At 73.3% G+C, this 26,562-nt stretch carries 17 protein-coding genes; 7 read left to right on the top strand and 10 right to left on the bottom strand.

The genetic code is table 11. From position 1 onward, the window contains the following. Positions 1–11: 11 nt before the first annotated feature. From ACIRJT_RS37515 to ACIRJT_RS37475, 9 genes are read right to left on the bottom strand one after another with little or no spacing between them, the layout of a single operon-like run. Complete coding sequence (locus tag ACIRJT_RS37515) at positions 12–764, bottom strand: 4'-phosphopantetheinyl transferase family protein (protein WP_403918738.1); 753 nt, start codon at positions 762–764, stop codon at positions 12–14. Beyond that, positions 761–2,050: a 3-deoxy-7-phosphoheptulonate synthase gene (locus tag ACIRJT_RS37510; RefSeq protein ID WP_403918735.1), complete on the bottom strand. Its 1,290-nt coding sequence runs from the start codon at positions 2,048–2,050 to the stop codon at positions 761–763. The genes ACIRJT_RS37515 and ACIRJT_RS37510 overlap by 4 nt, the downstream gene beginning before the upstream one ends. After that, positions 2,047–3,930, bottom strand: coding sequence for an anthranilate synthase family protein (locus ACIRJT_RS37505; protein WP_403918733.1), 1,884 nt, complete (start codon positions 3,928–3,930; stop codon positions 2,047–2,049). Before ACIRJT_RS37505 ends, ACIRJT_RS37510 begins: the two co-directional genes overlap by 4 nt. Then, a complete protein-coding gene (locus ACIRJT_RS37500; protein WP_403918730.1) occupies positions 3,927–4,595 on the bottom strand; it encodes an isochorismatase family protein in 669 nt (222 codons plus the stop codon). The genes ACIRJT_RS37505 and ACIRJT_RS37500 overlap by 4 nt, the downstream gene beginning before the upstream one ends. A 28-nt stretch (positions 4,596–4,623) precedes the next feature. Next, positions 4,624–5,400 (bottom strand): 2,3-dihydro-2,3-dihydroxybenzoate dehydrogenase, encoded by a 777-nt coding sequence (locus tag ACIRJT_RS37495; protein ID WP_403918727.1) that lies wholly within the window; start codon positions 5,398–5,400, stop codon positions 4,624–4,626. After that, on the bottom strand, positions 5,397–6,881 hold the full coding sequence (locus ACIRJT_RS37490) for an amidohydrolase family protein (RefSeq protein WP_403918724.1): 1,485 nt from the start codon (positions 6,879–6,881) through the stop codon (positions 5,397–5,399). Before ACIRJT_RS37490 ends, ACIRJT_RS37495 begins: the two co-directional genes overlap by 4 nt. Further along, the gene (locus ACIRJT_RS37485; RefSeq protein ID WP_403918722.1) at positions 6,878–7,150 is read right to left on the bottom strand and encodes a phosphopantetheine-binding protein; all 273 of its coding nucleotides are present in this window, start codon (positions 7,148–7,150) and stop codon (positions 6,878–6,880) included. Before ACIRJT_RS37485 ends, ACIRJT_RS37490 begins: the two co-directional genes overlap by 4 nt. 1 nt (position 7,151) lies before the next feature. Beyond that, the gene (locus tag ACIRJT_RS37480; protein WP_403918719.1) at positions 7,152–8,771 is read right to left on the bottom strand and encodes a (2,3-dihydroxybenzoyl)adenylate synthase; all 1,620 of its coding nucleotides are present in this window, start codon (positions 8,769–8,771) and stop codon (positions 7,152–7,154) included. Between the two features lie 10 nt (positions 8,772–8,781). Next, complete coding sequence (locus ACIRJT_RS37475) at positions 8,782–9,819, bottom strand: ketoacyl-ACP synthase III family protein (RefSeq protein ID WP_403918717.1); 1,038 nt, start codon at positions 9,817–9,819, stop codon at positions 8,782–8,784. Positions 9,820–10,120: 301 nt separating this feature from the next. Between ACIRJT_RS37475 and ACIRJT_RS37470 the strand changes: the two genes are divergently transcribed. The 3 genes from ACIRJT_RS37470 to ACIRJT_RS37460 are packed head-to-tail and all read left to right on the top strand — an operon-like array spanning position 10,121 to position 16,734. After that, the gene (locus ACIRJT_RS37470) at positions 10,121–11,431 is read left to right on the top strand and encodes a phenylacetate--CoA ligase family protein (protein WP_403918714.1); all 1,311 of its coding nucleotides are present in this window, start codon (positions 10,121–10,123) and stop codon (positions 11,429–11,431) included. Continuing rightward, a complete protein-coding gene (locus tag ACIRJT_RS37465) occupies positions 11,428–11,565 on the top strand; it encodes a hypothetical protein (RefSeq protein ID WP_403918711.1) in 138 nt (45 codons plus the stop codon). The genes ACIRJT_RS37470 and ACIRJT_RS37465 overlap by 4 nt, the downstream gene beginning before the upstream one ends. A 3-nt stretch (positions 11,566–11,568) precedes the next feature. Then, positions 11,569–16,734 carry a type I polyketide synthase gene (locus ACIRJT_RS37460; protein ID WP_403918709.1) on the top strand — a complete coding sequence of 1,722 codons (5,166 nt, stop codon included), beginning with the start codon at positions 11,569–11,571 and terminating at the stop codon, positions 16,732–16,734. Between the two features lie 177 nt (positions 16,735–16,911). Here ACIRJT_RS37460 and ACIRJT_RS37455 read toward each other — a convergent pair whose 3' ends face one another. After that, positions 16,912–17,622: a TetR/AcrR family transcriptional regulator gene (locus ACIRJT_RS37455; protein ID WP_403918705.1), complete on the bottom strand. Its 711-nt coding sequence runs from the start codon at positions 17,620–17,622 to the stop codon at positions 16,912–16,914. Between the two features lie 431 nt (positions 17,623–18,053). Between ACIRJT_RS37455 and ACIRJT_RS37450 the strand changes: the two genes are divergently transcribed. The 4 genes from ACIRJT_RS37450 to ACIRJT_RS37435 all read left to right on the top strand — a co-directional run. Continuing rightward, positions 18,054–19,616 carry an MFS transporter gene (locus tag ACIRJT_RS37450; protein WP_403918702.1) on the top strand — a complete coding sequence of 521 codons (1,563 nt, stop codon included), beginning with the start codon at positions 18,054–18,056 and terminating at the stop codon, positions 19,614–19,616. A 176-nt stretch (positions 19,617–19,792) separates the two neighbouring features. Beyond that, positions 19,793–21,703: a BTAD domain-containing putative transcriptional regulator gene (locus tag ACIRJT_RS37445; RefSeq protein WP_403918699.1), complete on the top strand. Its 1,911-nt coding sequence runs from the start codon at positions 19,793–19,795 to the stop codon at positions 21,701–21,703. 318 nt (positions 21,704–22,021) lie between these two features. Beyond that, on the top strand, positions 22,022–22,291 hold the full coding sequence (locus tag ACIRJT_RS37440; RefSeq protein ID WP_371624236.1) for an acyl carrier protein: 270 nt from the start codon (positions 22,022–22,024) through the stop codon (positions 22,289–22,291). A gap of 323 nt (positions 22,292–22,614) precedes the next feature. Further along, on the top strand, positions 22,615–26,562 hold a 3,948-nt coding region (locus ACIRJT_RS37435), incomplete at its 3' end, for a beta-ketoacyl synthase N-terminal-like domain-containing protein (protein ID WP_403918696.1).

Raw genomic sequence — 26,562 nt, 5'->3', positions numbered from 1 at the left:
GGGCCATCCCCTCATCGTGGGTCGGTCGGCTTCCCGGATCCGGTCAGCCAGGTCTGCCGCACTGCGGCTCGGTCGTCGCCCTCGACGGCGAGGGCGACCAGGTGGTGCGGGCCCGGGCGGAGGAGCTCGAAGGCCCAGGCGCCGGGGCGTACGGAGTCGCGTACGGTGATCCGCCCGGGCGTCGTCGGTCCTCGCGCGGCGAAGGAGAATTCGGCGAGGCTCCGGTGCAGTCCCGTCCCCTGGGCCTTGAGGTAGGCCTCCTTGAGCACCCAGAGCTCGGCGACCCGCGCGACCAGTGCGGCCGGCTCCAGTGCGGAGAGCTCCAGCAGTTCCTCGGAGGCGAAGAACCTGCTGATGTGGTGGGCCGAGTCGGTGGAGACGGAGGTCTGCTCCACGTCGATCCCGCACATCCGCCCCTGGGTGACGGCGCAGACCACGAGGCCCTCGGTGTCGGCGAGGCTGAACCGCAGCCCGTCCGTGGCGGGTTCGGGCTCGGGCCGGCCGTGCGGACCGGTCGTGAAGCGCCACTCCCCGAGCGGGCGGCCGGTGCGGGCGCTCAGCGCGTAGCGGCACAGCATCCGCCGGGCCAGGAACCGCTTCCGGTCCGCCGGCCTCAACAGCCGTGCCATCCGCGTACGTTCGTCCTCGCTCAGCAGGTCCGTGCCGCCGCACTCCGCGGCGAACGTATCGACGGCGTGTTCCGGGAGCAGCCAGAGGTCGGCGGTGTCGGTGACCGGGCCACCGTCGACGGCGGGGGCCCTCATGACGCGGCGGCCCGGTCGGCCGCCCTCCCCCCGCCGTCCGCCGGGGAGGGCACGCGGGCGACGAGGGCGGCGAGCCGGTGCGCGAGATCGAGCGACTGCCGCCGGTTGAGCCGGGGGTCGCACACGGACCGGTAGCCGCCGGGCAGTTCGTCGTAGCCGACCCCGCCTCCGGTGCCGCCGACGCACTCGGCCACGTCGTCGCCGGTCAGCTCCAGGTGGATGCCGCCGGGGTGCACTCCCAGGCCGCGGGTCACCTCGAAGAAGCCGGCCGTCTCGTCGAGGATGTCGTCGAACCGGCGCGTCTTGCGCCCGCAGGGGGCTCCGATCGTGTTCCCGTGCATGGGGTCGGACACCCAGCCGACCGTCATGCCCTCGGCGGTCGTCTTGCTGATCAGGTCGGGCAGCACGTCGCGGATGCGGCCGGCGCCCATCCGCACGATCAGGGTGAGCCGCCCGGGGTCGCGGTCGGGGTCCAGCCGGTCGACCAGCCGGATCAGCTCGTCGGTGGAGGCGGTCGGTCCGACCTTGACCGCGATCGGGTTGCTGATGCCGGCGAAGTACGCGACGTGCGCGCCGTCCAGCTGCCGGGTGCGCTCCCCGATCCACAGCAGGTGGCCGGAGGACGCGTACCGTCCGCCGCCGACCGGATCGGCCCGGGTCAGCGCCCGTTCGTAGTCCAGGACCAGTCCCTCGTGCGAGGTGAACAGCTCCCGAGGCAGCGCTTCTTGGGCCGTGCCGTCCTCGCTCGCGGTGAGTGCTCTGACCAGGTTGAGCGTGGCGGCCGAGGCGTCGCGCACGCGGACGAGGCGGTCCGGATCGGGGGTGCGGTCCGCGGCGGTGAAGGCGTGGCCGTTGACCGCGTCGCCCCGGTAGACGGGCAGTTCGACGCCGTCGCGGATCTCGGTGGCCGACGAGCGGGGCTTCGCGTACTGGCCCGCCAGCCGTCCGACCGTGACGGTCGGCAGCTCCAGGGCCCGGCCCAGCACGTCGGCCACGCCGCCCAGGGTGGCGACGGTCCGCCGGATCGAACCGGCGTCCAGCGCGTCGAGGGACTCCGCGCAGTCTCCGCCCTGGACGAGGAACGCCTCGCCCCGGGCGACCGCCGCCAGCCGGCTCCTGAGGCGGGCGCACTCGTCCGGGAGCACCAGCGGGAGGCTCCGTCCGAGTGCTGCCAGGCAGGAGCGCAGCGCCGGTCCTTCGGGCCAGTGCGGCTGCTGCCGGGCGGGCGGGTGCGGCGGGCCGGCCGCGGGCGGCACGGGAGGGGCGCCGAGCAGGGAACCGGTCACGCCGTGAGCTCCACTCCGTGAGGCACCGGCGCGAGCGCGCCGGTGACCAGGCCGTCCAGGATGGCCACGCCGTGCCGGGTCATGACCGACTCGGGGTGGAACTGCACCGAGGCGAAGCCGGGGCCGCGCAGGGCGTGCACCTCGCCGGTGTCCGGGTCCCGGGCGACCTCCACGTCGTGGGCGACCAGCGGGCTGTACAGCCGGTCGGCCGAGGAGTGCGCGACGAAGCTGTTGTAGTAGGCGACCTGCTGCGCGGTGCCGAAGAGGTCGACCGTCCGGCGTACGCCCTGGTTGGGGAAGTCCAGCGCGCGCAGCGGGAGGCCGAGCAGCCGGCACAGGATCTGATGGCTCAGGCAGACCGAGACGAACGGAACCCGCAGATTGATCAGGCTCGCGGTGACGGCGCGCAGGTAGGCGATCTTGCGGTGGCCCTCCTCCCGGGGGTCGCCGGGGCCGGGGCCGAGGACCACGAGGTCGTAGCCGATGAAACGGTGAGACTCGTCGAACCGGCGGACGGTGACGTCGAAGCCCAGCGACCGCAGCTGCTGGGCCCCCATCGCGGTGAAGGTGTCCTCGGCGTCGAGGACCAGCAGGCGTTCCCGGCCGGTGCGGCGCTGCGCGGCGGGGGTGGTCCAGAAGTCCGACAGCGGCCGGTTGCGCTCCAGGAGGGCGGCTCTGATCTGCGGATGGTCGTGATGGCCGGCCGGGCGCCGGGGGCCGGGCGCGCGGTCGAGGGCGGCGAGGAGGCCGGCCGCCTTGGCCCGGGTCTCGGCGCTCTCGCCGGCGGGCTCGGAGTCGCGTACCAGCGTCGAGCCGACCGCGATCCGCATCCGGCCCCGGGCGTCGACGTCCGCCGTGCGGATCAGGATGGCGGAGTCCATGCGCCGCTCGCCGTGCGCGTCCCGGCCGATCAGCGCGGCGATGCCCGCGTAGTAACCGCGGCCCTGCGGTTCGAACTTGGCGATCACCTGACAGGCGCTCTCCACCGGGCTGCCGGTGACGGTCGGGGCGAGGAGCGTCTCGTGCAGGATCTCGCGCACGTCGCGGGTGCTGCGGCCGACGATGCGGTACTCGGTGTGGGCGAGATGGGCCATCTCCTTGAGCTCCGGGCCGACCACCCGGGCGTCGTCGCAGACCCGGCTCATCATCTTGAGTTCCTCGTCGAGCACCATGTACAGCTCGTTGGTCTCCTTGCCGTCGGCGAGGAACTCCAGCAGGCCGGCGGTGTCCGGTCCGTCGGCGGGGTAGCGGTAGGTCCCGCTGATCGGGTTCATCACCGCGACGCCGCCGTCGAGGCTGACATGCCGCTCGGGGCTCGCGCCGATGAAGGTCCGCTCGCCGGTGTGGACGATGAAGATCCAGTACGCTCCCGGCTCCCCGCGGAGCAGCCGCCCCCAGAAGGCCAGCGCGGTCCGCACCGACCAGTGCGGGATCTCGGTGACGAAGGTGCGCTTGATGACGAAGTTGGCGCCCGATCCGTGGCCGATCTCCTCGGCGAGCACCCGCCGGACCAGGGCGCCGTACGCCTCGTCCGCCAGGTCGAAGTCCCCGGTCGCTCCGTCCAGTTCGACCGGCCAGGCCAGCACCTGGCCGAGTGTGTCGCCCACCGGCAGTCGCGACTGGTCCCGGACCGTCATGACCAGCAGCGGCTCGCCGTCGTCGTGGTGGTCGTAGCCCCGTTCGCCGATCACCCGGTAGGGCAGCAGGACGAGGGTCTCGTGACGGTCGGCGCCGCCGTTCACCTCCGGCAGGCCGGCCGTGGTGGCCACCTCGGAGAAGTCGCCGAGCAGCAGGTCGACGGTGTCGGGGTGGTCGCTCTCGGGCCGGTGCAGGAGGGCGAACGGGCGCCCGCCCTCGGCCAGCTCGTCGAGTGTGGTCACGACGCGCTCCCGGCCGGCGTCGCGGACGCGCTCGTCAGGGCGTCGCAGACCGTCGCCGTGGTGACGGACACGCCGCAGCGGGCCGAGGCGTACGTCAGGGCCGTCCGGTGGTAGTCGGGGGTGAAGTCGGCCATCGCGTCGGCGACCAGGAAGGGCTGGATGCCGTGGGCGAAGGCGTCGCAGGCGGTGAGCAGGATGCCCACGTGGGCGTAGACACCGCAGATGATCAGCTGGTCACGCCCCTGGACGGTCAGGAGGTCCAGCAGGTCGGTGCGGTGGAAGGCGCTGGCCCGCCACTTGGTGAGGACGGTGTCGTCCTCGCCGGGCGCGATGGCGTCCGGGATGCCGCGGTCCTCGGGGGAGGCGGACATGCCGGGTCCCCAGAAGTCCTGGAGCAGCCCGCGCTCCTTCGGGGTCATGTCGCCGGGCTGGGCGGAGTAGACGACGGGGACGCCGGCCCGGGTGCAGCTCTCGCGCAGTGCGGCGACGCCTTCGAGGAGTCCGGTGCGCGGTTCGGCGTTCTCGGGGAAGGGGGCGAGGAAGTAGTGCTGCATGTCGTGCACCAGCAGCACGGCCCGGCGGGGGTCGACGGTCCAGGCCACGGTATTGGCCGGCAGATCGGCGGCCCGCGGTAGGGGGTAGGGGTCGATCGGCGCAATCGCCACGGAACGTGTCCTCTTCTCACGGGATCGGTCAGACGCCGAGCGTGGCTCCGCCGTCTACGGTCAGGTCGTGCATGGTGATGTGCGCGGCCCGCTCGGAGAGCAGGAACAGCACGGCGTCGGCGATGTGGCCGGGCTCGGCGATCCGGCCCAGCGGGATGCCGAGCCGGTAGTGGTCGGGCACCCCGTCCACGGAGGCCCGTTCGGCGGCGTCGCCCTGGAGGGCGGTGAGCATCGGCGTACGGGTGGAGCCGGGAGCGACGACGTTGCAGCGGATGCCGTGGGGGGCGAGTTCCAGGCCCAGGCACTTGGTGAACATCGCCGAGGCCGCCTTGGAGGCCGCGTAGGCGGCCATGGACATACGGGGCGTGGCCGCCGCGTTGGAGGCGATCGTCACGATCGCGCCGCGCCGCCGCGGCACCATGACCCCGGCCACCGCCCGGCTGGTGTGGAAGACGCCGCCCGCGTTGACGGCGAAGGTGGTGTCCCAGTCCGCGTCGCTGAGTTCGACCGCCGGTCCGCTGCGGAGCACTCCGGCGGCGTTGACCAGGTTCTCGATCGGGCCGAGCCCGGCCTCCACCTTGGCGACCGCCGTGTCGACGTCCTTGCTGACGGTCACGTCCGCGGGGACCGCGAGCACCCGGGCCCCGGCCGCGCCCAGTTCGGCGGCCAGCTCCCACAGGGCCGGGACGTCACGGTCGACGAGCCCGACCGGGAGCCCGGCGGCCGTCAGGGCGCGGACGACCTCGGTGCCGATGCCGCCGGCGGCTCCGGTGACCAGGGCGACGCCGGAGAGCGGGGCGCTCATCGGGTCCACCCCCCGACGACCCGTCCGACGACCTCGCCGGGGATGCCGAGCGCCCGGGTGGAGAACGAGGTGAGCGCGTCCAGATAGCGCTCCTGGAGTGCGGCCTCGTCGACCCCGACGCTCCGCCCCCCGGACAGCAGGGTGCGGCCGCCCACGATCACGGTGTCCACGTCGGCCGATCCGGCCAGCCACAGGAAGCCCTCCAGCGGCCGGGGGTTGAGCAGATAGCGCCAGTCGTCCGCCCGCACCAGGACCAGGTCGGCCTGCTTCCCGGCTTCCAGGCTGCCCACGGCGTCGTCCCACCGCAGCCCCTTGGCCGCGATCCTGGTGCCCATCGCCAGCGCGTCGGTGGGCAGCACCTCGGTCTGGTCGGCGCTCATCTCGTTGTACATCTGCCAGGCGGCGCGCATCGTCTCCGCGATCCCGGCGCTCGGCATGGAGGAGCCGTCCGTGGACAGCGACACGTCCAGGCCCTGCCTGCGCAGTGCGGGCACGACGCCCGTCTCGGTGAGCGAGGACTCGCCGGAGGGGCCGTACTTCCCGGGCGAATGGCTGATGTGGGCGCGGCCCGCGACCATGAGCTTCTGCTCGTCCTCGTCGAGGAAGGCGCAGTGGCCCGCCATCAACCGCTCGTCGACCAGGCCGTGTTCGGCGAGCCGGCGGACCCCGGTCTGCCCGTAGTAGGTGCGCATCAGCGCGACCTCGTTGCGGAGCGCGCCCACGTGGGTGGCGAAGCCCAGGTCGTGCCGGGCCACGAGGTCGGCCATGCCGCGGGCCAGTTCGTCGGTCATGTTGGTGACGTAGGCGACGCTGGGACGGAACCGGATGCGGCCGGAGGTGTCCCGGGCCGTCAGCTCCAGCAGGTCCTCGGCCTGGGCGAGGACCCCGTCCGTGTCCCGGGTGCGGACGAAGCGGCTCCCGTCCGGCGGGCAGATCGCGTCGCTCGCCCAGGTGCTCGCGGAGAAGCGGATGCCCAGGGCCTGCGCGGCGGCGACCATGGAGTGCGGGCGGTTGAGGGAGCCCATGTCGCCGAGGGTGGTGACGCCGCCGCGCAGCTGGGTCCACATCGAGTACGCGGCGATGGCCTGCGCCTCGTCGGGGGTCATCGCGTCGATGAGGCCGTCGAACCGGTCGAAGGTGGCGGATATCTGGTGCATGTCGCCGCCGCCGCCCATGAACGCGACCTGGTCCTCGCGGTCGGACGCCGGGCGCAGGGCGCCGCGCATGGGGAGGCGCATGGCGAACATCTCGTGCCAGTGCGCGTTGACGAAGCCGGGCAGCACCATCATGCCGCGGGCGTCGCGGCGGGACAGACCCGTCCGCTGCTCCGGGGTGAGCGCGGCGACGGCCCGCTCGACGTCGGCGGCGGGGCCGACGGCCGCGATCGCACCGTCCACCACCAGGACGGCGCCGCCGGGGTGCACGCTCTCCCGGTCGTCCGCGGTGTAGACGGTGCCGCCCGTGATCAGCTCGGCGCTCACCGGCCCGCCCCCGAACCGGCCGCCGGGGCGTCCGTCACGGCGGCGAAGTGGGCGATCCAGCCGTTCAGCGTCGGCGCCGCGACGAGGGCGTCGAACTGGGCCGGGACACCGCTCCTGCGCCAGTGGCTGATGAGCCGCATGATCTCCAGCGAACTCAGGCCGAGGACCACGAGGTTGGCGTCGGGCTCGATCGCCGCCGGGTCGATGCCCAGCAGCGGCGCGAGGGTCTCGCGCAGGTCCTGCTCCGTCGGGTTCGGGGACTTGTCCACGTCAGCCTTCCTGCTCGGACGCGGCGGATGCCGCCAGCGCCTTCTTGTCGACCTTGCCGAGAGGGGTGAGGGGCAGCTCAGGCACGTAGCTCACGGCGTCGGGCAGTTTGTAGTCCGCGACTCCGCGCGCGTGCACGGCCACTTTGAGGTCGGACAGCGACCGCCGGGGGCCGTCGGCGACGAGGTACGCGCTGATCCGCTCGCCGAGGAACGGGTCGGCGACCCCGATCACCGCGGCCGAGGCGATGCCGTCGAGCGCCAGGAGGTGGTCCTCCACCTCGCCGGCGGAGACCTTGTCTCCACCGCGGATGATCATTTCCTTGATCCGGCCCTCGATGACCAGCTCGCCGCGGTCCGTGAGCCGGGCCAGGTCGCCGGTCCGGTAGAAGCCGTCGTCGGTGAAGGCACGCCGGTTGTAGTCGGGCACGCCGTAGTAGCCGCGCAGGGTGTACGGGCCCCGGGTGATGAGCTCGCCGACGGTTCCGGCGGGGAGCGCGGCGCCGTTCGCGTCGACGATCCGCAGCTCGTCGGCGTCCGAGATCGGCCTGCCCTGTGTGGTCAGCACCGACTCGGCCGGGTCGTCGGGCCGGCTGAAGGTCAGCAGTCCCTCGGCCATCCCGAACACCTGCTGGAGCGAGCAGCCCAGGGTGGGGGCGATGCGTGCCGTGAAGTCGCGCAGCATGCGGGCTCCGCCGACCTGGAGCAGCCGCAGGCTGCCGAGGTCGTCCTCGCTCCACTCCGCGGCTTCCAGCCACAGCTGCACGATGGAGGGCACCATCGCGGTGACGGTGACCCCGTGGCGCTCGATCAGGGGGAAGCAGTCCAGCGGGTTGGGGGTGTCGGCCAGCACGGCGGTGCCCCCGGTCATCAGCGTGCCGATCACGCCGGGGCACCCGTAGGCGAAGTTGAACGCGACGGGGAGCACCGCGAGGTAGGTGTCGGCGGCCGTCAGCCCGCACACGTCGGCGGCCCGTCCGGCCTGGTAGACGTAGTCGTCGTGCGTGCGCGGGATCAGCTTGGGCAGGGCCGTCGTGCCGCCGGAGAGCAGGAAGAACGCGACGTCGGACGGGTCGGGTTCGGGCAGGGGCCGGGGGTCGGCGACGGCGGCCTCCAGCTCGGCCACGGTGACGAAGCCCTCCTCCTTCGCCCCGAGGACGAAGAGCGAGCGGAGCGTGTCGCAGCCGTGGAGGACCGTGCGGGCCGTCTCCCGGTGGTCGAAGCCGCGGTGCTCCTGGGGCAGGACGTAGCCGGTGGCGCCGCTGAGCTCCACGAGGTGGCTGATCTCGGTCTCGCGGTGCGCGGGGAGGGCGAAGACGAGCTTGGCGCCGATCCGCATCAGCGCGAAGGAGATCGCCACGAACTCCGGCACGTTGGGCAGTTGGACCACGATGCGGTCGTCCGCCCGGACGCCGTGCGCCAGGAAGCCGGCGGCCAGCCGGTCGGCCCAGGTGTCGAGTTCGGTGTAGCTGATGTGCCGGTCGCCGTGGATCAGCGCGGTGTCGGAGCCGTACCGGCGGGCGGCGTCGCGCAGCACCGTGCCGAGCGTCTCACCGCGCCAGAGGCCCTGTTCTCGGTAGCGCCGCGCCACATCGGGCGGCCAGGGGGTGCATCCTGCGAGCATGGGGCCCTCCTCACTCGGCTTCGGGCGCGGACTCGGTGATGCGTACGACGGCGGCGCCGGCCTCCATGCCGGTACTGGCGCCGATCAGCAGGACGTTGTCGCCGGGGCCCACCTCGCCGCCGCGCCAGAGGTGTTCGAGGCCGAGGAACAGGTCGGCGGCCCCGGTGTGTCCGATGGTGCGGACGTGGTCCCAGTCGTTCTTCTCCTCGGGGACGTCCAGCGGCAGCAGGAACATCGCCTCCAGGGCCGGCCGCGCGAAGCCGACGTGGCAGACGCGGCTGACCTGGTCGAGGGTGAGGCCGGCCTCCTTCAGCGTGCGCTCGGCGATCTCGGCGACCCGGTCGCCGAAGTTCTTGATCGGCGGGGCCTGGCCGGCGGCCCACTGTTCACGGACCTTCTCGGCCCGCTCGGAGAAGTTCAGGCCCCTCCCCCGGGTGACGCCCGGCGGGAAGAGGTCCTCGCCCGCCCGGTGCAGGATCTCCATCGAGGGGTCGGACAGCGAACCGACGGCGAGGAGCCGCGCGAAACCGGAGCGGCGGGAGAGCACCACGGCCGATCCGGCGTCGGCGAGCACGAAGAGCCCGGAGGCCTGCCAGCGCCGCACGCCCGGCGTGGAGTAGTTGTCGCCGGTCGTGATGAGCGCGGCCTCGTGCGTGGGGTTGGCGATGAGCCGGTTGGCCGCGGCCTCCACGGAGGCGAGCATGCCGAGGCAGCCCTGCTTGATCTCCACCGCGGGGATCGGGCGGTCGAGGGTGTTCCTGAGGACGTAGTGCCCGGCCGACCAGCCGTCGGGGCCCTGGTGGTAGGTGTAGCTGTGCAGCAGGATGCCGAAGTCGTCCGGCGTGTGGCCGGATCCGGACAGGGCGGCACGGGCCGCGTCGACGGCCATGTCGGGGGCGGGCGTCGACTCGCTGACAGCCGCGGAGAGCATGCCCGAGGACTCCCTCGCCGCCTCCTCGTACAGCCCCTCCGCTACCGCGCGTTCGGCCGGGTACAGGGGCGGCAGGTGGCTGCCGATCCCGGCGAGATACAGGTTCTCGGTCCTCATCGCGCCGACTCCTTCGTCGTGGGTGGCCTTGGCCGCAAGCACAACAGCTGCGGCGCCGGACCCTCATGAGTAGGCGGTACTCAACCCCCTCTCTTGGACAGCGTCTAAGAACCCCCTTCGCCTTAGACGGCGTCTAAGGTGAACGGGGCTGGGCAGCACCGATGCCCCACGCCCGGCGCGCCCCCCGCGCGCGACTTGAGTAGCGACTACTCGGGCGCGCCCCGTGTCCCGGTGCTGTGCTGTGCGCGTAACCGGCCGCGCGCCGCTGCTCGCGGCCCTGGGCACAGACGAGGGAGATCCGATGTCGTTGCCGCGTCCGGAACCGGGCGACTGGTCCAACCCCGCCGAACTCGCGCGCCTCCAGGCGGCCGAGCTGCCCGGGGTGATCGCCCGGGCGATGCGTTCACCCTTCTACGCCTCCCGCTACGCGGGCCGCGCGGCACCCTCCGGGGCGGCGGACTTCGCCGGGATCGAGCTGACCACCAAGCAGGACCTGCGTGACCAGTACCCGTTCGGGATGCTCGCCGTCGACCGCGAGAAGCTCGCCACCTACCACGAGTCCAGCGGCACGTCCGGCGAGCCCACGGCCTCGTACTACACCGACGAGGACTGGACCGACCTGGCCGAGCGCTACGCCCGCAAGTGGGTCGGCATCACCCCCGCGGACACCTTCCTCGTCCGCACCCCCTACGGCCTGGTCATCACCGCTCACCTCGCCCAGGCGGCCGGGCGGCTGCGCGGAGCCACCATCGTGCCGGGCGACGCCCGTTCGCTGGCCACGCCGCTGCCCCGGATGGTGCGGGTGATGCGCGCCCTGGACGTCACCCTCACCTGGTGCAACCCCACCGAGATCATGATGCTCGCGGCCACCGCGAAGGCCGCCGGGCTCCGCCCCGAGAAGGACTTCCCCGCCCTGCGGGCGATGTTCACCGCCACCGAGCCCCTCACCGAGGTGCGGCGGCGGCGGATCAGCGAGATCTGGGGCGGCATCCCGATCGTCGAGGAGTACGGCTCCACCGAGACGGGCACCATCGCCGGCCAGTGCCCGCGGGGATCGCTGCACCTGTGGGCGGACCGCGCGGTCTTCGAGGTGTGGGACCCGCACACCGGGACGCTCTCCGCCACCGGCCGCGGCCAGCTGGTGGTGACCCCGCTGTTCCGCGAGGCCATGCCCCTGCTGCGCTACAACCTCGCCGACGACGTCGAGGTCGCCGACCACGGCTGCGCCTGCGACTGGGTCCTGCCCACGGTCCGGGTGCTGGGCCGGGCCGGCGCGGGGTATCCCGTCGGCTCCGGCACGGTCACCCAGCAGCGCCTGGAGGAGCTGGTGTTCGGCCTGCCCTTCGAGTACGACGTGATGTTCTGGCGGGCCAGGGCCGAACCGGACCTGCTGCGTGTCGAGTTCGAGGCGCCGGACGCCGTACGCGAACGGGCCGTCAAGGAGCTGACCCGGCTGGTGGACCGCGAGCTCGGCGTACCGCACGACATCGCCGGACTCCCGCTCGGCACGCTGGTCCCCACCTCGGCCCTCACCGCCCAGCGCGACATCCTCAAGGCCCGCTACCTCTTCGGCGAGGGCGAGGACTGGGACAAGGCGGTCATGTACGCATGACCCCCGAGCCCCGCCCGGCCCCGGCCCCGGTCCTCGCCCGCCCCGCCGGCCCGGCCGGCCCCCTCTCGTCCCTCGTCGTCCCCCGCCGTCCCCCGTCGTCCGCTGCGGACGACGCCCCGACCCGTGAGCGGTGACCCATGGTGAGTGATCTGTCCTCTCTGCCGCCGTCCCCCGACGAGCCGATCGCCGTCGTCGGCATCGGCTGCCGCTTCCCCGGCGGCATCAACTCCCCGCAGGACTTCTGGACGTTGCTGATGAACGAGGTCGACGCGTCCGGGCCGGTCCCCGAGGACCGCTGGGCCCCGCAGCGCGCCCGGTCGCGGGAGAACGCGGCCGTGCTGTCGCGCGTGATCTCCAACGGCGCCTTCCTGACGGACATCAGCGGCTTCGACGCCGCCTTCTTCGGCATGTCCGCCACCGAGGCCCGCCAGCTCGACCCGCAGCAGCGGATGGCGCTGGAGGTGGCCTGGGAGTCCCTGGAGCACGCCGGCATCCCTCCGACGAGCCTCGCCGGCACCGACACCGGCGTCTTCATCGGCGTGGGCACCGACGACTACGGCCGCAGACTCCTGGAGGACCTGCCCGGGGTGGAGGCCTGGACCGGGATCGGCTCCTCGCTGTGCGGGGTGCCCAACCGGATCTCCTACACCCTCGACCTGCGCGGCCCCAGCCTCGCCGTGGACACCGCCTGCTCCTCGTCCCTCGTCGCCCTGCACCAGGCCTGCGCCGCCCTGCGCGCCGGCGAGGTGCCCCTGGCACTCGCGGGCGGGGTCATGCTGATGGCCGGGCCCGGCCTGACCACGGTCCTCGACATCGCCGGGGCCATCTCCCCGGACGGCCGCTCCAAGGCCTTCGACGAGGCCGCCGACGGCTACGGCCGCGGCGAGGGCTGCGGTGTCCTCGTCCTCAAGCGCCTCGCCGACGCCCGTCGCGACGGCGACCACGTCATCACGCTCGTCCGCGGCACCGCGGTCCGGCAGGACGGCCGCACCGATGGCATCATGGCGCCCCGGGCGACCGCGCAGGCCCATGTGCTGCGCAAGGCGTACGCGGCGGCGGGCGTCGCGCCCGGCGAGGTCGACTACGTCGAGGCGCACGGCACCGGCACCAAGGTCGGCGACCCGATCGAGGCCGCCGCGCTGGCCGAGGTCGTCGGCGACCGGGCCGCGGGCCGCGGCCCGTGCCTGATCGGGTCCGTGAAGACCAACATCGGCCACTGCGAGTCCGCCGCCGGGGTCGCCGGGCTGATCAAGACCGCGCTCGCCATGCAGCACGGCGTCATTCCGGCGACCCTCTCCGTCGACGGGCCCCGCCAGGACATCCCGTGGGCCACCTCCGGCCTGCGCCTGGTGGCCGAGGCGACGCCCTGGCCCACGACCGGAAGGCCCCGGCTGGCCGGCGTCGCGAGTTACGGCTACGGCGGGACGATCGCCCACGCCGTACTGGAGCAGGCCCCGGCCGCAACGCCCGGATCCGGCCCGGCCGCCGGGCGGGACACCGAGGCGGCCGGCGGGCGGCCGGACGCCGCACCGCCGCTCACCCTCCACCCCGTCTCCTCCGCCAACGGAGCCGGTCTCGCCGCCCAGGCCGCCCGGCTGTCCGGGGCCGTCGGCGCGCACCCGCTCGGGGACGTCGGCCACACCCTCGCCCACCGCCGCGCCCACCTCGCCGAGCGTGCGGCGGTCGTCACCGGCGACCGGGACGAACTCGCCGCCGCCCTCGCGGCGCTGGCCGCGGGCGAGTCCCACCCCGCCCTGGTCACCGGCGATGCCTCCGGCCCGGGGCGCGCCCCGGTCTGGGTGTTCTCCGGACACGGCGCGCAGTGGTCCGGCATGGGCCGCGAACTCCTGCGGGACGAGCCGGTGTTCGCCGCCGCCATCGACCGGCTCGGCCCCGTCTTCGCCGAGGAGCTCGGGCTCACTCCGCGCGAGGTACTCACCGACGGCGACCTCGGCTCGGTCGACACCGTCCAGTCGATGCTCTTCGCGATGCAGATCGGCCTGACCGCCCTGTGGCGGCACTACGGCGTCGCCCCCGCCGCGATCATCGGCCACTCCGTGGGGGAGATCGCCGCCGCCGTGGCGGCCGGCGTGCTGTCCGAGACGGAGGGGGCCCGGCTCGTCTGCCGCCGCTCCGCGCTGCTGCGCAAGGTCGCCGGCATGGGCGCCATGGTCATGGTGGACCGGCCGTTCGACGAGGTGGCCGCCGACATCGGCGACACCGACGCCCTGTGCGCCGCCATCGCGGCCGCGCCGTCCTCGACCGTGGTCGCCGGCGACATCCCCGCCGTCGACGCGGCCGCCGAGCGGTGGACCGCGCTGGGCCGGACCGTCCGGCGGGTGGACTCCGACGTCGCCTTCCACAGCGCGCACATGACGGAGATCAGCGCCGAACTGGCCCTGGCCGTGGCGGATCTGGAGCCGCGCACCCCCCGGGTGCGGCTCTATCTCACCGCCGTCGAGGACCCGCGCTCCGGGCGCCGGCAGGACGCCTCCTACTGGGCGGCGAACCTGCGTAACCCGGTGCGGTTCGCGGACGCGGTACGGGCCGCCGTCGAGGACGGGCACCGGACCTTCCTGGAGATATCCGCGCACCCCGTCGTCAGCCACTCGATCACCGAGACCACGGCCGGCGCCCCTGGTGCCCTGGTCGTCCCGACGCTCCGACGCGACAAGCCCGAGCGCGCCACGCTGCTGACCGCGCTGGCGCGGCTGCACTGCGCCGGCGTGCCGGTCGACTGGTCGGTGCTCCATCCCGCGGGCCGGCGCGCCGAACTCCCGTCGACCGCCTGGCAGCACGAGCGGCACTGGGTCGACGCCCGGGAGACGGCCGAGCCACCCGTCGACACCCTGCTCGGCGCCCCGACGGCGGTGCACGCCTCCCGGCTGCGGGTCTGGCCGACGACGCTCGACCTGCGGACCCGCCCCTACCCGCGCCGCCACCCCGTCCAGGGCACCGAGATCGTCCCGGCCGCCGTGCTGGTGAACACCTTCCTCACCGCGGGCCGCACGGACGTGCTCAGCGATCTGCGGCTGCGTCAGCCGGTGGTGGTGCCGCAGGAGGAGACCCGGGAGATCCAGACGGTCCTGGACGGCACCGGACTGCGGCTCGTCTCCCGCAAGCGGGGCGCGCCGGACAACGCCTGGTCCACGCACACCCTGGCGGAGGTCGGCGGCGAGCGGGCCGTCGAGCCGCTGGGCGACGTGAGCGCGCCGGAGCGGGTGGACCCGGGCCATGTGATCGAGCGGCTGGCCGAGCTCGGTGTCGCCGACATGGGCTACCCGTGGCGGATCGAGGAACTGTGCCGCGGTGAGGGCGTTCTGACCGCCGTGGCCACCGCGGAGCTCGACCGCAGCTGGGCGGCCGTGCTGGACGCCGCCCTCTCGATGGCCTCGGTCGTCTTCACCGGCCCGGGTGTGCTGCGCATGCCCGCCCACATCGACCAGGTGAGCCGGTCCGGCCCACCGCCCCGCAGAGCGGCCATCACCGTGCGGGTCGACGCGGAACGCCCCACCACGGTGCACGTGGACATCCGCGGGCTCGCGGAGAGCGGGGACGGCGCCGAGTCGGCCCTCTCGCTGCGCGGACTGCGCTACGGCGAGCTGGACGGCAGCCTCTCCGGCGAGGAGCGGAGCACCAGCGGCCGCTTCGACCTGGAGTGGCAGCCCTTCCCGGTGAACGCCGGATCGCGTACCGCGCTGCCCGGCCGGACGGTGCTCGTGCTGGGCCCGGAACAGCTCGCCCGCTCCCTGGTGTCCGCCTGCGCGGGGCAGGGTGCCACCGTGAGCGTGGACGCCACCGCGCTCGCGGGCGCCGACCATGTGCTCTACGCGCCCGCGGACCGGGATCCGGAGGCCACGGCGGTCGCGTTCGCACGGCTCGTCGCCGAGGTCGCGGCGCTGCCCGACCGCAAGCCCCGGCTGTGGTGCCTGACGTCCGGGGTGCGCGAGGCGGCCTCGGTGGAACGGCTGGGCGGCTCGCCGCTGTGGGGCATGGGCCGGGTCGCGGCGAGCGAGCACCCCGAGTTCTGGGGTGGCGTCGTGGACGTCCCGGCGGGCCCGCTCGGCGAGGAGTCCGCCACCCTGCTGCTGGACCTGCTTCCCCTGCGCCCCCAGGAGCCGGTGCTCTCCCTGGCCGACGGCACCGTCCAGGTGCCCCGGCTGGTCCCCTCGGCCCCGGCGGCGGACGAGGAGCCGTTCGGCTGCCGGGCCGACGGCACCTACCTGATCACGGGCGGACTCGGGGTGCTGGGCCTCGAACTGGCCGAGCACCTCGCCCAGCGGGGAGCGCGCCGGATCGTGCTGCTGGGCCGCACCCCGCTGCCACCGCGCTCGCAGTGGTCCGACGAGGACCACCGGGTCACCGCGGTTCGGCGGCTGGAGTCGGCGGGCGTCACGGTGGTCACGCTCGCCGTGGACATCACCGACCGGGAGGCGACCCGGCAGGCGCTGGAACGGCTCGACCTGCCGCCGGTCCGGGGCGTGGTGCACGCGGCGGGCACCGTCCACAGTGCGATGCTGCACCGCCTGGAGGCCGACGCGCTGCGGCAGGTCATGCGCCCCAAGGTCGAGGGGGCCCGGGTGCTGCACGAGCTCTTCCCGCCCGGTGCCACGGACTTCTTCGTCCTCTTCTCCTCGGCGGGCCCGCTGCTGGGCCTGCCGGGCCAGGGAGCGTACGCCGCGGCCAACGCCTATCTGGACGCTCTCGCCGCCCACCGGCGGTCCGGCGGCGCCCGGGAGTCCGTGTCGATCGCGTGGACCAGCTGGCGCGGCATGGGGATGGCCACCGCGGCGGAGGCGACCGACGTCGAACTCGCCGCCCGCGGCGCGGCCGACATGGCCCCGGACCGGGCGCTGCGCGCCTTCGACCAGATCGCGGCCGGTGCCCCGGGACCGCTGGTCACGGTGCTCGGGCTGCTCCGCGACCACCGGGGACCCCGTCCGGCGCTGCTGGCGGAGCTGACGCAGGACGACGCGGCCCGGCCGGCCGAAGTGCCGGACTGGGTGGGCCTGTCGGGCGACGAGCTGGCGGCCTATCTGCTCGACGACGTACGTGGCCGGGTGGCCGCGGTCCTCGGTCTGCGGCCGGACGCGATCGGGGTGCACCGGCCACTGACGGAGGCGGGCGTCGACTCCCTGCTGGCGGCGGCGGTACGGGTGGCGCTGGAGCGCGACCTCGGGGTCGCCCTGCCGGCCACGCTGCTGTGGAACTACCCGACGGTGAGCGAGATCGCCGGCTTCCTGGCGGGCGTGCTGGCGACCCGGGCGCCGGACGAGTCGACCGCCGGGGCGCGGCAGCACTGAGCCCCCGCTCCACGAAGGGCCGGGGCCCCCCCCCGGGGGGCGGGGGCCCGCCCCGCGGGGGGGGGCCCGGGGGGCCGGCCGGGGGGGGCGCCCCCCCCCCCGCCCCCCCCCCCCCCGGGGGGCGCGCCCGGGGGGGGGGGGGGGGGGCCCCGGCCCGTGGGGGCCGCGACCGGGCGCTCAGTCCTTGAGAAGCGCCTCCGCGCCGTCCAGCGAACGCTCCACCGTCAGGCGGAAGAACGCCAGGTCCTGCTCGGCCGTGTCCTGGCTCCTGGACAGCGCCTGCGCGCCTGCCGCCGCGAGACCCGGCCGGTCCTTGTCCTGCGCGAAGGCCGCCATCGTGCGGCCCATGTCCGCCCGCGCGCTCGGGAAGAAGCTTCCCCGGTCGTCCTCCACGGCCACCAGCATGAACGCGCTGTTGAGGAGGTACCGGTAGATCTCGGTGGCCTGGCCTCCGAAGCCCGCCACCTGGAGAACCTTGATGCCGGCGTCGATCGTCGCCAGCGCGGACGGCACATTGGGGCCCACCACCACCAGGCGGCGGGCGACGCCCGGGTACTGCTTCAGGACCTCACGGCCCTCGAACATCAGCTGACGGAACCAGTCCCGCCAGGAGACGTCCGCACCGGGTACGGGAATCCGGCCGACGATCCGGTCCGTCACCGCCATCACCACGGCTTCGCGGTCGCCCACGTGGTGGGCCACCACGCCGGGCCAGACATCGAGCCGGGTCGCGATCTGCCGGATCGACCAGCCGTCGAGGCCGTGTTCCGCCGTCAGGTCGACCGCGGCGTCGACGATCTTGTCCGCGGTGATCGGCGGCAGGCCGGCCGACGCGCGTGAACGGCGGCGCGGAGCGGATTCGGGCACACGCGGAGGTGAATCGGGCATGACTGAAACCTAGCGCCTCTCGTCTGGATCATGTCGGGCCCGCGGCCCCCGGCACGCGCACCTGCGGCGTTGTCGTCAGTCGCCGATGCTCCGCGGTGACTTCCTCCTCCGCCTTGCAGCCGCACGCACCGGACCCCGCTCCCCGATCCGACCTGATCCAGACGAAAGACGCCGGCGATCGGGCGAGCTACCAGGGAGTCCGGCACGGAAGACCCTTGCCCGACGACCCGCAGGGCGTAGAGTCAGCCTAACCTATTAGCCACTGTCTAACACCGACTTGTACGGTCAGGGCCGACGGCGTCGCCCTGTCCTGCGCTGACCGCGGAGCACGCCGCGCGATGTGGGACCCGACGAGCAGAAGAGCCCGTGGGGCCCGACCCACCCTCGTTCCTCATTCCCTCGTTCCTCCTTCTCCTGAGAGGCACCGCGCCATGCGCAAATGGATGCCGCTGCTGGCGGTCTGCCTGGGCACGTTCATGCTGTTGATCGATGTGACGATCGTCAGCGTCGCCCTCCCCCAGATGACGGACTCGCTCGACGCCTCCTTCACCGCTCTGCAATGGGTGGTCGACATCTATGTCCTGGTCCTCGCCGCCCTGTTGATGGCCATCGGCTCCCTCTCCGACCACGTCGGCTCCCGCCGCGTCTACCTGATCGGCCTGGCCGTCTTCGCCGCCGCCTCGCTCGCCTGCGGCCTGGCCGACAGCAGCGCCCAGCTGATCGTCGCCCGAGGGGTGCAGGGTCTGGGCGCCGCGGCGATGTTCGCCACCAACACCGCCTTGCTGGCCTCCAATTACCAGGGCAGGGACCGCGGCATCGCCTTCGGCATGTGGGGCGCGGTCAACGGCGCGGCGGCCGCCGCCGGGCCGATCCTCGGCGGACTGCTCACCGAGCACGTCAACTGGCGCTGGATCTTCTTCGTCAACCTGCCCGTCGCGGCCCTCGCGCTGGTCATCGGCCACCGGCACCTCAAGGGCTCCCCGTCCGGAACCGGACGGCGGATCGACGTACCGGGCACGGTCGGCTTCACGGCAGCCGCGACGCTGCTGATCTTCGCCCTGATCCACGCGGGGGAGGACGGCTGGGGCTCGACCACCACCCTCGCCCTCTTCGCGGGGAGCGCGGTCGCGCTGGTCGTCTTCTTCCTGGTCGAGAGGAGCAGGCAGGACCCGATGCTGGACCTGAAGCTGCTGCGGTCGCCCTCGTTCGGCGGACTCCTGGCCGGTGCGGTGGTCTTCAGCGCCGCCGCCTTCGCCAACCTCGTGTTCGTCTCCGTCTGGGCCCAGTCCGTGCTCGACCTCAGCCCGGTCGAGGCGGGTCTCATCCTGATGCCGCTGAGCGGCATGTCCTTCGTGGCCGCCGGACTGGCCGGCCGCTTCCTCTCGTCGGCCGCCCCGCAGTGGCCGATCGGCGCCGGCCTGCTCCTGATCGGCCTCGGCACCCTGCTGGAGATGAGGCTGACCGCCACGTCCGGCTGGACGGCGTTGCTCCCCGGCATGCTGCTGACCGGTATCGGGGTCGGAATCGCGTCACCCATCCTCGCCTCGGCCGCCCTGGCGGCGGCCCCGGCGAACCGAGCGGGCATGGCGGGCGGCGCGGCGAACACCTTCCGGCAGCTCGGCTTCGCCATCGGCATCCCCGTGGTGGGCGCCATCCTGACCGGCGCGATCGGGCGGGAGCTGTCCGACAGCGGCCTGTTCGCCGACTCCGACTCGGCCGCGGAGCTGGTCACGGGCGGCCAGTCGGCACGCCTGATCGCCGAACTGCCCTCCGGAGCAAGGGAAGCGGGCGAGCGGACGATCGAGCAGGCCTACTCCACCGGGCTCGACCAGGCCTTCCTGGTGAGCGGAGTCGCGGCGGTGCTGGCAGGTGCCCTCGTGCTGATCCTCGTGCGCAGGTCACCCGTCCCGTCGGACGTCGTGGAGACCGGGCAGGAGACCGGGCAGGAGATCGGCCCGCAGCGCTCGGCGGAAAGCCCGAAACCTGTCGCCTGACGAGCGTTCGTCGGCGCCGGAACAGGAAAGTAGTCGCGGATTGGACATCTATTCCGCGCCGATCCCTCCCTGGAATGATCGCTTCCATTAACCATGCGCAATACAGTGACGGGGAGCGGAAACCTAGCAGCGAGTTCACTTTCGACTTCGCCAATCGGCTCACGGTGGGGACATAGTTGAGAACTATACGAGGTTCCGAACTGCGCACCGCACGGACAAAAGCAGGTCTGACTCAGGACCAGGTGGCACGCAGGGCAGCCGTGAGCGTGCGGACCATACGCCATATCGAGCACGGCCACGTCACGCCCCGGCACGAGACGCTGACCCGCATCGCCGAAGTCGTCGGCTGGCGGGCCAGCGAGGAGCCGGACGCCTCCGACGCCCCGGCTTCCCGGCCCTACGCCCAGGAGATCCGGCTGCTCGGTCCCCTCTCGGCCCTGTGCGGCGACCGGTCCATGCCGCTGCCGCGCAAACAGCGCGTTCTGCTCGGTCTTCTCGCCGTACAGCCCGACCGTACGGTCAGCCACGAGGAGATGGCGGAAGCGCTGTGGAACGGCGAGACACCGCCCGCCTATCCGCAACTGGTCCACACCCACATGGCCCGGTTGCGCCGTTTCGTCGATCCGCCCCCCGGACACGGCTCCACCGACCGGAGAATCCGCACCGTCCGCGGTGGATACGTCTTCAACAGCGCGGGCGTGCGGGTGGATCTCTGCCAGTTCGAGGACCGGGCGGCCCTGGCCCGCAGGACCACCGCGCACGACCCGCGGGTCGCGCTCGACCTCTACGGGCAGGCCCTCGGCTGCTGGCACGGCCGACTGGTGCACGACCTCCCCGAGCTGTGGCACCATCCCGCGGTGGTGCGCGTCGCCCAGCGTCATATCGACGTGGCCATCGAACTGGCCGATCTGGCCCTGCGGCTGAAGCGGCCCGCCTTCGCCGTGGAGCACCTCAGGATCGCCTCGTACGAGGAGCCGCTCCACGAGCCGCTCCAGGCCTACATCATGCTGGCGCTCGCCGCTTCCGGGCGCCGGGCCGCCGCGCTCCAGCTCTTCGCCGAGCTGCAGACACGGCTCAAGGACGAGCTGGGTGTCGAGCCGAGTGACGACATCAGACAGGCGCACCAGGCCGTCCTGCGGCAGAGCGTGGCCGTCGAGCGGAACTCCCCCCTGGAGGACGCCGCCCGTCCCGCCGGAATCCGGCTTCTCGCCACCTCGGACCTGCTGGCCCAGCAGACCACGAGCGCGTTCGACGGCTCCCCCACCCTGGGCGCGCCGGCCCAGCTCCCCCCGGTCCTGGCGCCCTTCACCGGCAGGAAGCAACAACTGGCCGCCCTGGACCGCCTGCTGGAGCAGTCACAGCACAAGGACGGCTCCCTGGGCATCGCGGTCGTGCACGGCCCCCCGGACATCGGCAAGAGCGCGCTGGCCGTGCACTGGGCGCACCGCAGGCTCACCGCGTTCCCCGACGGACAGCTCTACGCCAGCCTCCAGGGCAGCATCGACCCGGCGCACCGGACAGCGACCCCGGCCACGGTGCTGACCGGTTTCATCCGCTCCCTCGGCGTACGCAACGGCTGGATGCCCGACACCACGGAAGAGGCGGCCGCCCTCTTCCGGAGCCTGCTGGCCGGCCGCCGCTTCCTGGTGGTGCTGGACGACATCGCGAACGCGTCCCAGGTCCGCCGCCTCCTTCCGGGCACACCGGGCAACGCGGTGATCGTCACCAGCCGTTCCCCCCTGGCCGACCTGACCACACGGGAGGGCGCGCTCTCCCTGCCCCTGGGCGCGCTGACCGCCGAAGAGGCGCACGAACTCGTCGTGACGCACCTGGGCACCGAGCGCACGGCCGCCGAACCCGGGGCCGCCGAAGAACTGGCGGCCGCCTGCGGCCACCTGCCGCTCGACCTGCGCAGGTCCGTCACCCGCCTCGCCGCGACACCGGACGGGTCGATCTCCGCGTTCGTCGCCGAACACCGGAAGGGAATGCGGGAGCCGGGCAACCTCTACCCGTTCCAGTCCCGGGAGCCCTCATCGGGCACCCGTCAGGACAATGCCGAGGACCGCCGGAAACGGAGCCTGACATGACCGCTGACAGCCTTACGGCAGGCTGACAGCACTTTTCACCGCCCCTCCCGTCCGGCCATCACCGCAGCTCAGCGAGTCAATTGCGGCCCGGAACGCGGAGAGTTCCTCCGGAAGAAGCATTGCCCGGCCTTTATGCAAGCAGAGTTCGGTTGCTCCGGAACTGGTGCCCGCCTAGGGTCACGGATCGCAGGACGATTCCGGCCGGCACCGTTCCGGGCTCCACCTGCCGCCCTTTGAGGCCTCCACTCGTGAGGCGTCCCGCGGGGAATTCACCGAGGCCCCCGACGTGGGCAATAAACCGCTTGGAGAGGATGGGAAATGGCGAAGAACATATCGGCCGAGGAAGCCCAGAAGTGGCTGATCGAGGAGATCGCCCAGCGGGTCGGCGTGGCACCGTCCGACGTCCCGGCCGACCAGTACTTCGACGAGCTCGACCTCGACAGCACCCAGGCGCTGATCATCGCCGGTGAGATGGAGTCCTGGCTCGGGTTCGAGCTCGGCACCACCGCCCTCTGGTACCACCCCACCATCGAGGCCCTCGCCGCCCACATCGCCGAGGAGAGCCAGAAGCACACCGCCGCGGCCTGAGGCCGCTCCCGCGATTCCCGGCGGGAGCGCCCTCGGCCGCCCGACGCGCCGGCCGCCGCCCGCCCGATCCCGGGCAGGGCCCACGAGGCGTGAGGCCCGAACCGCAACCCCGGTCCGGCTGCCCCGCCGACAGCGGCCACCACATCCGCGCCGAACCGGCCCACCCTGCCGACGGCCGCTGCCCGCAACGCGAGAGCAGCCGGTCCGTCCGTCTTCCGAGGGCCGCTCCCCGCCCCGCCTTCCGGACCCCCCTCGCCTTCGCGCCGGCGGCCGGGGCGACGCGCCCCGAAGTCCCTGTTCGCCCAGATCCAGAGAGACTTGCCGTGAACTCTTCGCAGGAATCCGACCTCGACCGTCGGCTCGCCCGGGACCCCATCGCCATCGTCGGCCTCTCCGCGCTCTACCCCAAGTCCAGCAACGTGCGGGACTTCTGGGCGAACGTCGTATCGGCCGCCGACTGCATCGACGACGTGCCCGCGGGCCACTGGGACGTGGACGAGCACTACGACCCCGACCCCACGGTGCCGGACAAGACGTACTCCAAGCGCGGTGGCTTCATCCCCGACGTCCCCTTCAACCCGCTGGAGTTCGGCCTCCCGCCGAACACGCTGGAGGTGACCGACGTCCTCCAGCTGCTCAGCCTGGTGGTCGCCCGCGACCTGCTCAAGGACGCCGGCGCCGAGCAGCCCTGGTACGACGCGTCCCGCACCGGCGTCGTCCTCGGCATCACCGGCGCCAACCAGCTCACCCAGCCGCTGACCGCCCGCCTCCAGAGCCCGGTGCTCAAGGAGGTCGTCCGCAGCTGCGGCCTGTCCGACCGGGACGCCGAGGAGATCGTCGCCAAGTTCCGTCTGGCGTACGCCCCTTGGGAGGAGAACTCGTTCCCGGGCATGCTGGGGAACGTGGTGGCGGGCCGGGTCGCCAACCGGCTCGACCTCGGCGGCATCAACATGACGATCGACGCCGCCTGCGCCAGCTCCCTCGGCGCGGTCCGCACCGCCGTCAGCGAGCTGCTCGAAGGGCGCTCCGACACCATGCTGGTGGGCGGCTGCGACGCCGAGAACACCATCTTCATGTACCTCTGCTTCAGCAAGACGCCCGCCCTGTCGAAGTCCGGGCAGATCCGCCCGTTCGACAAGGACGCCGACGGCACCCTGATCGGCGAGGGCATCGGGATGCTCGCGCTGCGCCGGCTCTCCGACGCCGAGCGCGACGGCAATCGGATCTACGCGGTGCTGCGGGGCATGGGCACCTCCAGCGACGGCCGCTTCAAGTCCATCTACGCCCCCCGCAAGGAGGGCCAGATCGTCGCGCTGCGCCGCGCGTACGAGGACGCCGACTGCTCGCCCTCCAGCATCGAGCTGTTCGAGGCGCACGGCACCGGCACCGCCGTCGGGGACGCCACCGAGCTGAGCGCGCTGTCCGCGGTCGTCTCCGAGGGCAACGACGACCGGCAGTACGCGGCCGTGGGCAGCGTCAAGTCCCAGATCGGGCACACCAAGGCGGCTGCCGGAGCGGCGGGCCTGATCAAGCTGGCGCTCTCGCTGCACCACAAGGTCCTGCCTCCCACCATCAACGTGTCCGAGCCCAACCCCGCGATCGACTTCACCTCCGGGCCGTTCTACGTGAACACCGAGGCCCGCCCGTGGATCCGCGACCCGGAACGCCCCAAGCGCCGGGCCGCGATCTCCTCGTTCGGCTTCGGCGGCACCAACTTCCACATGGTCCTGGAGGAGCACGGCGACGGCGACGACCTGAAGGTCTCCTTCCCCGTCGCCGCGGTCCACCTGTGGCACGCGCCGGACACGGCCGCGCTGACCGGACTGCTCGCCGCGGGCGCGCCCGCGACCGGCGGACCGGCACCCGAGGGCCATGCCCGTATCGCGCTCGTCGCCCGTACGGAGGACGAGCTGGCCGCCCTGCGGGAGCTGGCCCTCGGCGAACTGCGAACCCGTGGCGACGCCGACGCCTGGTCACACCCCAAGGGCGTGCACTACCGGCGCAGCGCCGCGCGGACCGGCAAGGTCGGCGCGCTCTTCGCGGGCCAGGGCAGCCAGTACACGAACCTCGGCAGCACCGCCGTCCTGGCGGTGCCCCCGCTGCGGGCCGCCTTCGACCGGGCCAACGTCCTGGTCCCCGGCGAGGCGCCGCTGTCCCGGGTCGCCTTCCCGCCGCCGCTGTTCGGGGCCGATGTCCGTGCCGCGCAGGAGACCGCGCTCCGGGCGACCGCGTACGCGCAGCCGGCCATCGGGGCCCTGTCCGCCGGCCAGTTCCGCTACCTGGGCGAACTGGGCCTCGCCCCCGAGGGGTTCCTCGGCCACAGCTTCGGCGAACTGACCGCGCTGTGGGCCTCGGGCGCACTCGACGACGACGCCTTCTTCACGCTCGCCCGCGCCCGGGGCAGGGCCATGGCACCGCCGTCGGACCCCGGGTTCGACGCCGGGGCGATGGCCGCGGTCTCCGCCCCGGAGGAGCGGGTGGCCGAGCTGCTCGCCGACCGGACCGATGTGATCGTCTGCAACCGCAACGCCCTCGACCAGATCGTCGTCGGCGGCCCCACGGACGAGATCGACCGACTGGTCGCCGCCGCGAAGGAGGCGGGCCTGCGGGCGAGCCGGCTGCCGGTCTCCGCGGCCTTTCACACCCCGTTCGTCGGCCATGCGCTCACGGCGTTCCGCGCCGACGTCGAGCACGTCGGGATCGGCCGTCCGAACGGCACGGTCTTCGCCAACACCCAGGGCGCGAGCTACGGCGGGGACGTCGCCGCCAACCGCGAGGTCCTGGCCGGACAGCTCGTCCGCCCGGTCGACTTCGCCGCCCGCGTGGAGGAGATGTACGCGGCCGGGTTCCGCGTCTTCGTGGAGTTCGGGCCCAAGAACATCCTCACCCAGCTGGTACGCCGCATCCTCGGCGACCGGGAGCACTGGGCGGTCGCCCTGGACGCCGGGCCGGGCCGCGACGCGGACGTCGCGCTCAAGCAGGCCGTCGCACAACTCGCCGTGCTGGGCGTGCCGTTGGAGACGGCCGACCGCTACGTCGCCGCAGCGCCGGTGGCGGAGCCCGTCAAGGGCATGTCCATCCTGCTGAACGGCATCAACTACGTCTCGCCCGAGCGCCGGGCCGCGTACCGCGAGGCGATCGACAACGGCTACCGGATCGCCTCGCCCGTCGTGCCGTCGGTGGCTCCGGCCCCGGCCAATCCCTCGACCCCGGCGCCGGCCCGGCCCTCGGCTCCGGCTCCCCGCCCCGCCGTACTGCCCGCCCCGGCCGCCGTCGCCCCGGCTCCCGTCGCCCCGGCCGCCACGGCCACGGCCCTGCGCCCCGCGGCGGTCGCGGCCCCGGCCCTGCCCGCTCCCGTGCCCGTACCCACCGCCTTGGAGACACCTCACGTGGACAGTGATCGCCTGGCCGGTCTGGTGGCCGACCACCTCGCCCTGCACGACGACTACCTCAACGGCCAGTTGCAGAGCGCGGAGCGGTTGGCCGGGCTGCTGGAGCGGGCCGCCGTCCAGGGCCAGGTCGATCAGGTGCTGGCCGGTGTGAACGCCGTCAAGGAACACGGCCTGGACATCGGCCGCAGCCACCTGCGGGCCAACGAGATCCTGCGCGACCTGGCAGGCCTGGAGTTCGGGGCCGCGCCCGCCGCGGGAACCCGTCCGGCCGCGCCGCAGGCCCTGCGGGCCCCGTCGCCCCTGCCCGCCCCGCGGGCTGCGGCCCCCGCGCAGATCGCCCCGGCTCCGGCCGCCGCGCCGCAGCCCCTGCCGGCGGCTCCCGCACCGGAGCCCCTCGCGCCCCCGGTGGCTCCCGCACCGGCCGCGGCATCCGCGACTCCGGCAGCACCCGCACCCGCGGGCCTGGACGCCGCGACCGTACAGACCGCGCTCCTCGACGTCGTCGCACTCAAAACCGGCTACCCCGCCGACATGCTCGAACTCGACATGGACATAGAAGCCGACCTCGGCATCGACTCCATCAAACGCGTCGAAATCATGGGCATCCTCCAAGAACGCTTCGCCGGAGCCATCACCGCAGGCCCCGAACAACTCGCAGAACTCCGCACCCTCCGACAGATCGTCGAATTCACCAGCACCACCACCCCCACAGCCCCCACCCCGGCCACAGCACCCGCCCCCACACCCGCGGGCCTCGACGCCGCGACCGTACAGACCGCACTCCTCGACGTCGTCGCACTCAAAACCGGCTACCCCGCCGACATGCTCGAACTCGACATGGACATAGAAGCCGACCTCGGCATCGACTCCATCAAACGC

This window comes from Streptomyces sp. NPDC102283 (genome assembly GCF_044766265.1).
In the GTDB taxonomy this organism is placed as follows: Bacteria; Actinomycetota; Actinomycetes; order Streptomycetales; family Streptomycetaceae; genus Streptomyces.
Note: the sequence above shows the minus strand (reverse complement) of the source record. Positions and strands in the feature narration are given on the sequence as shown.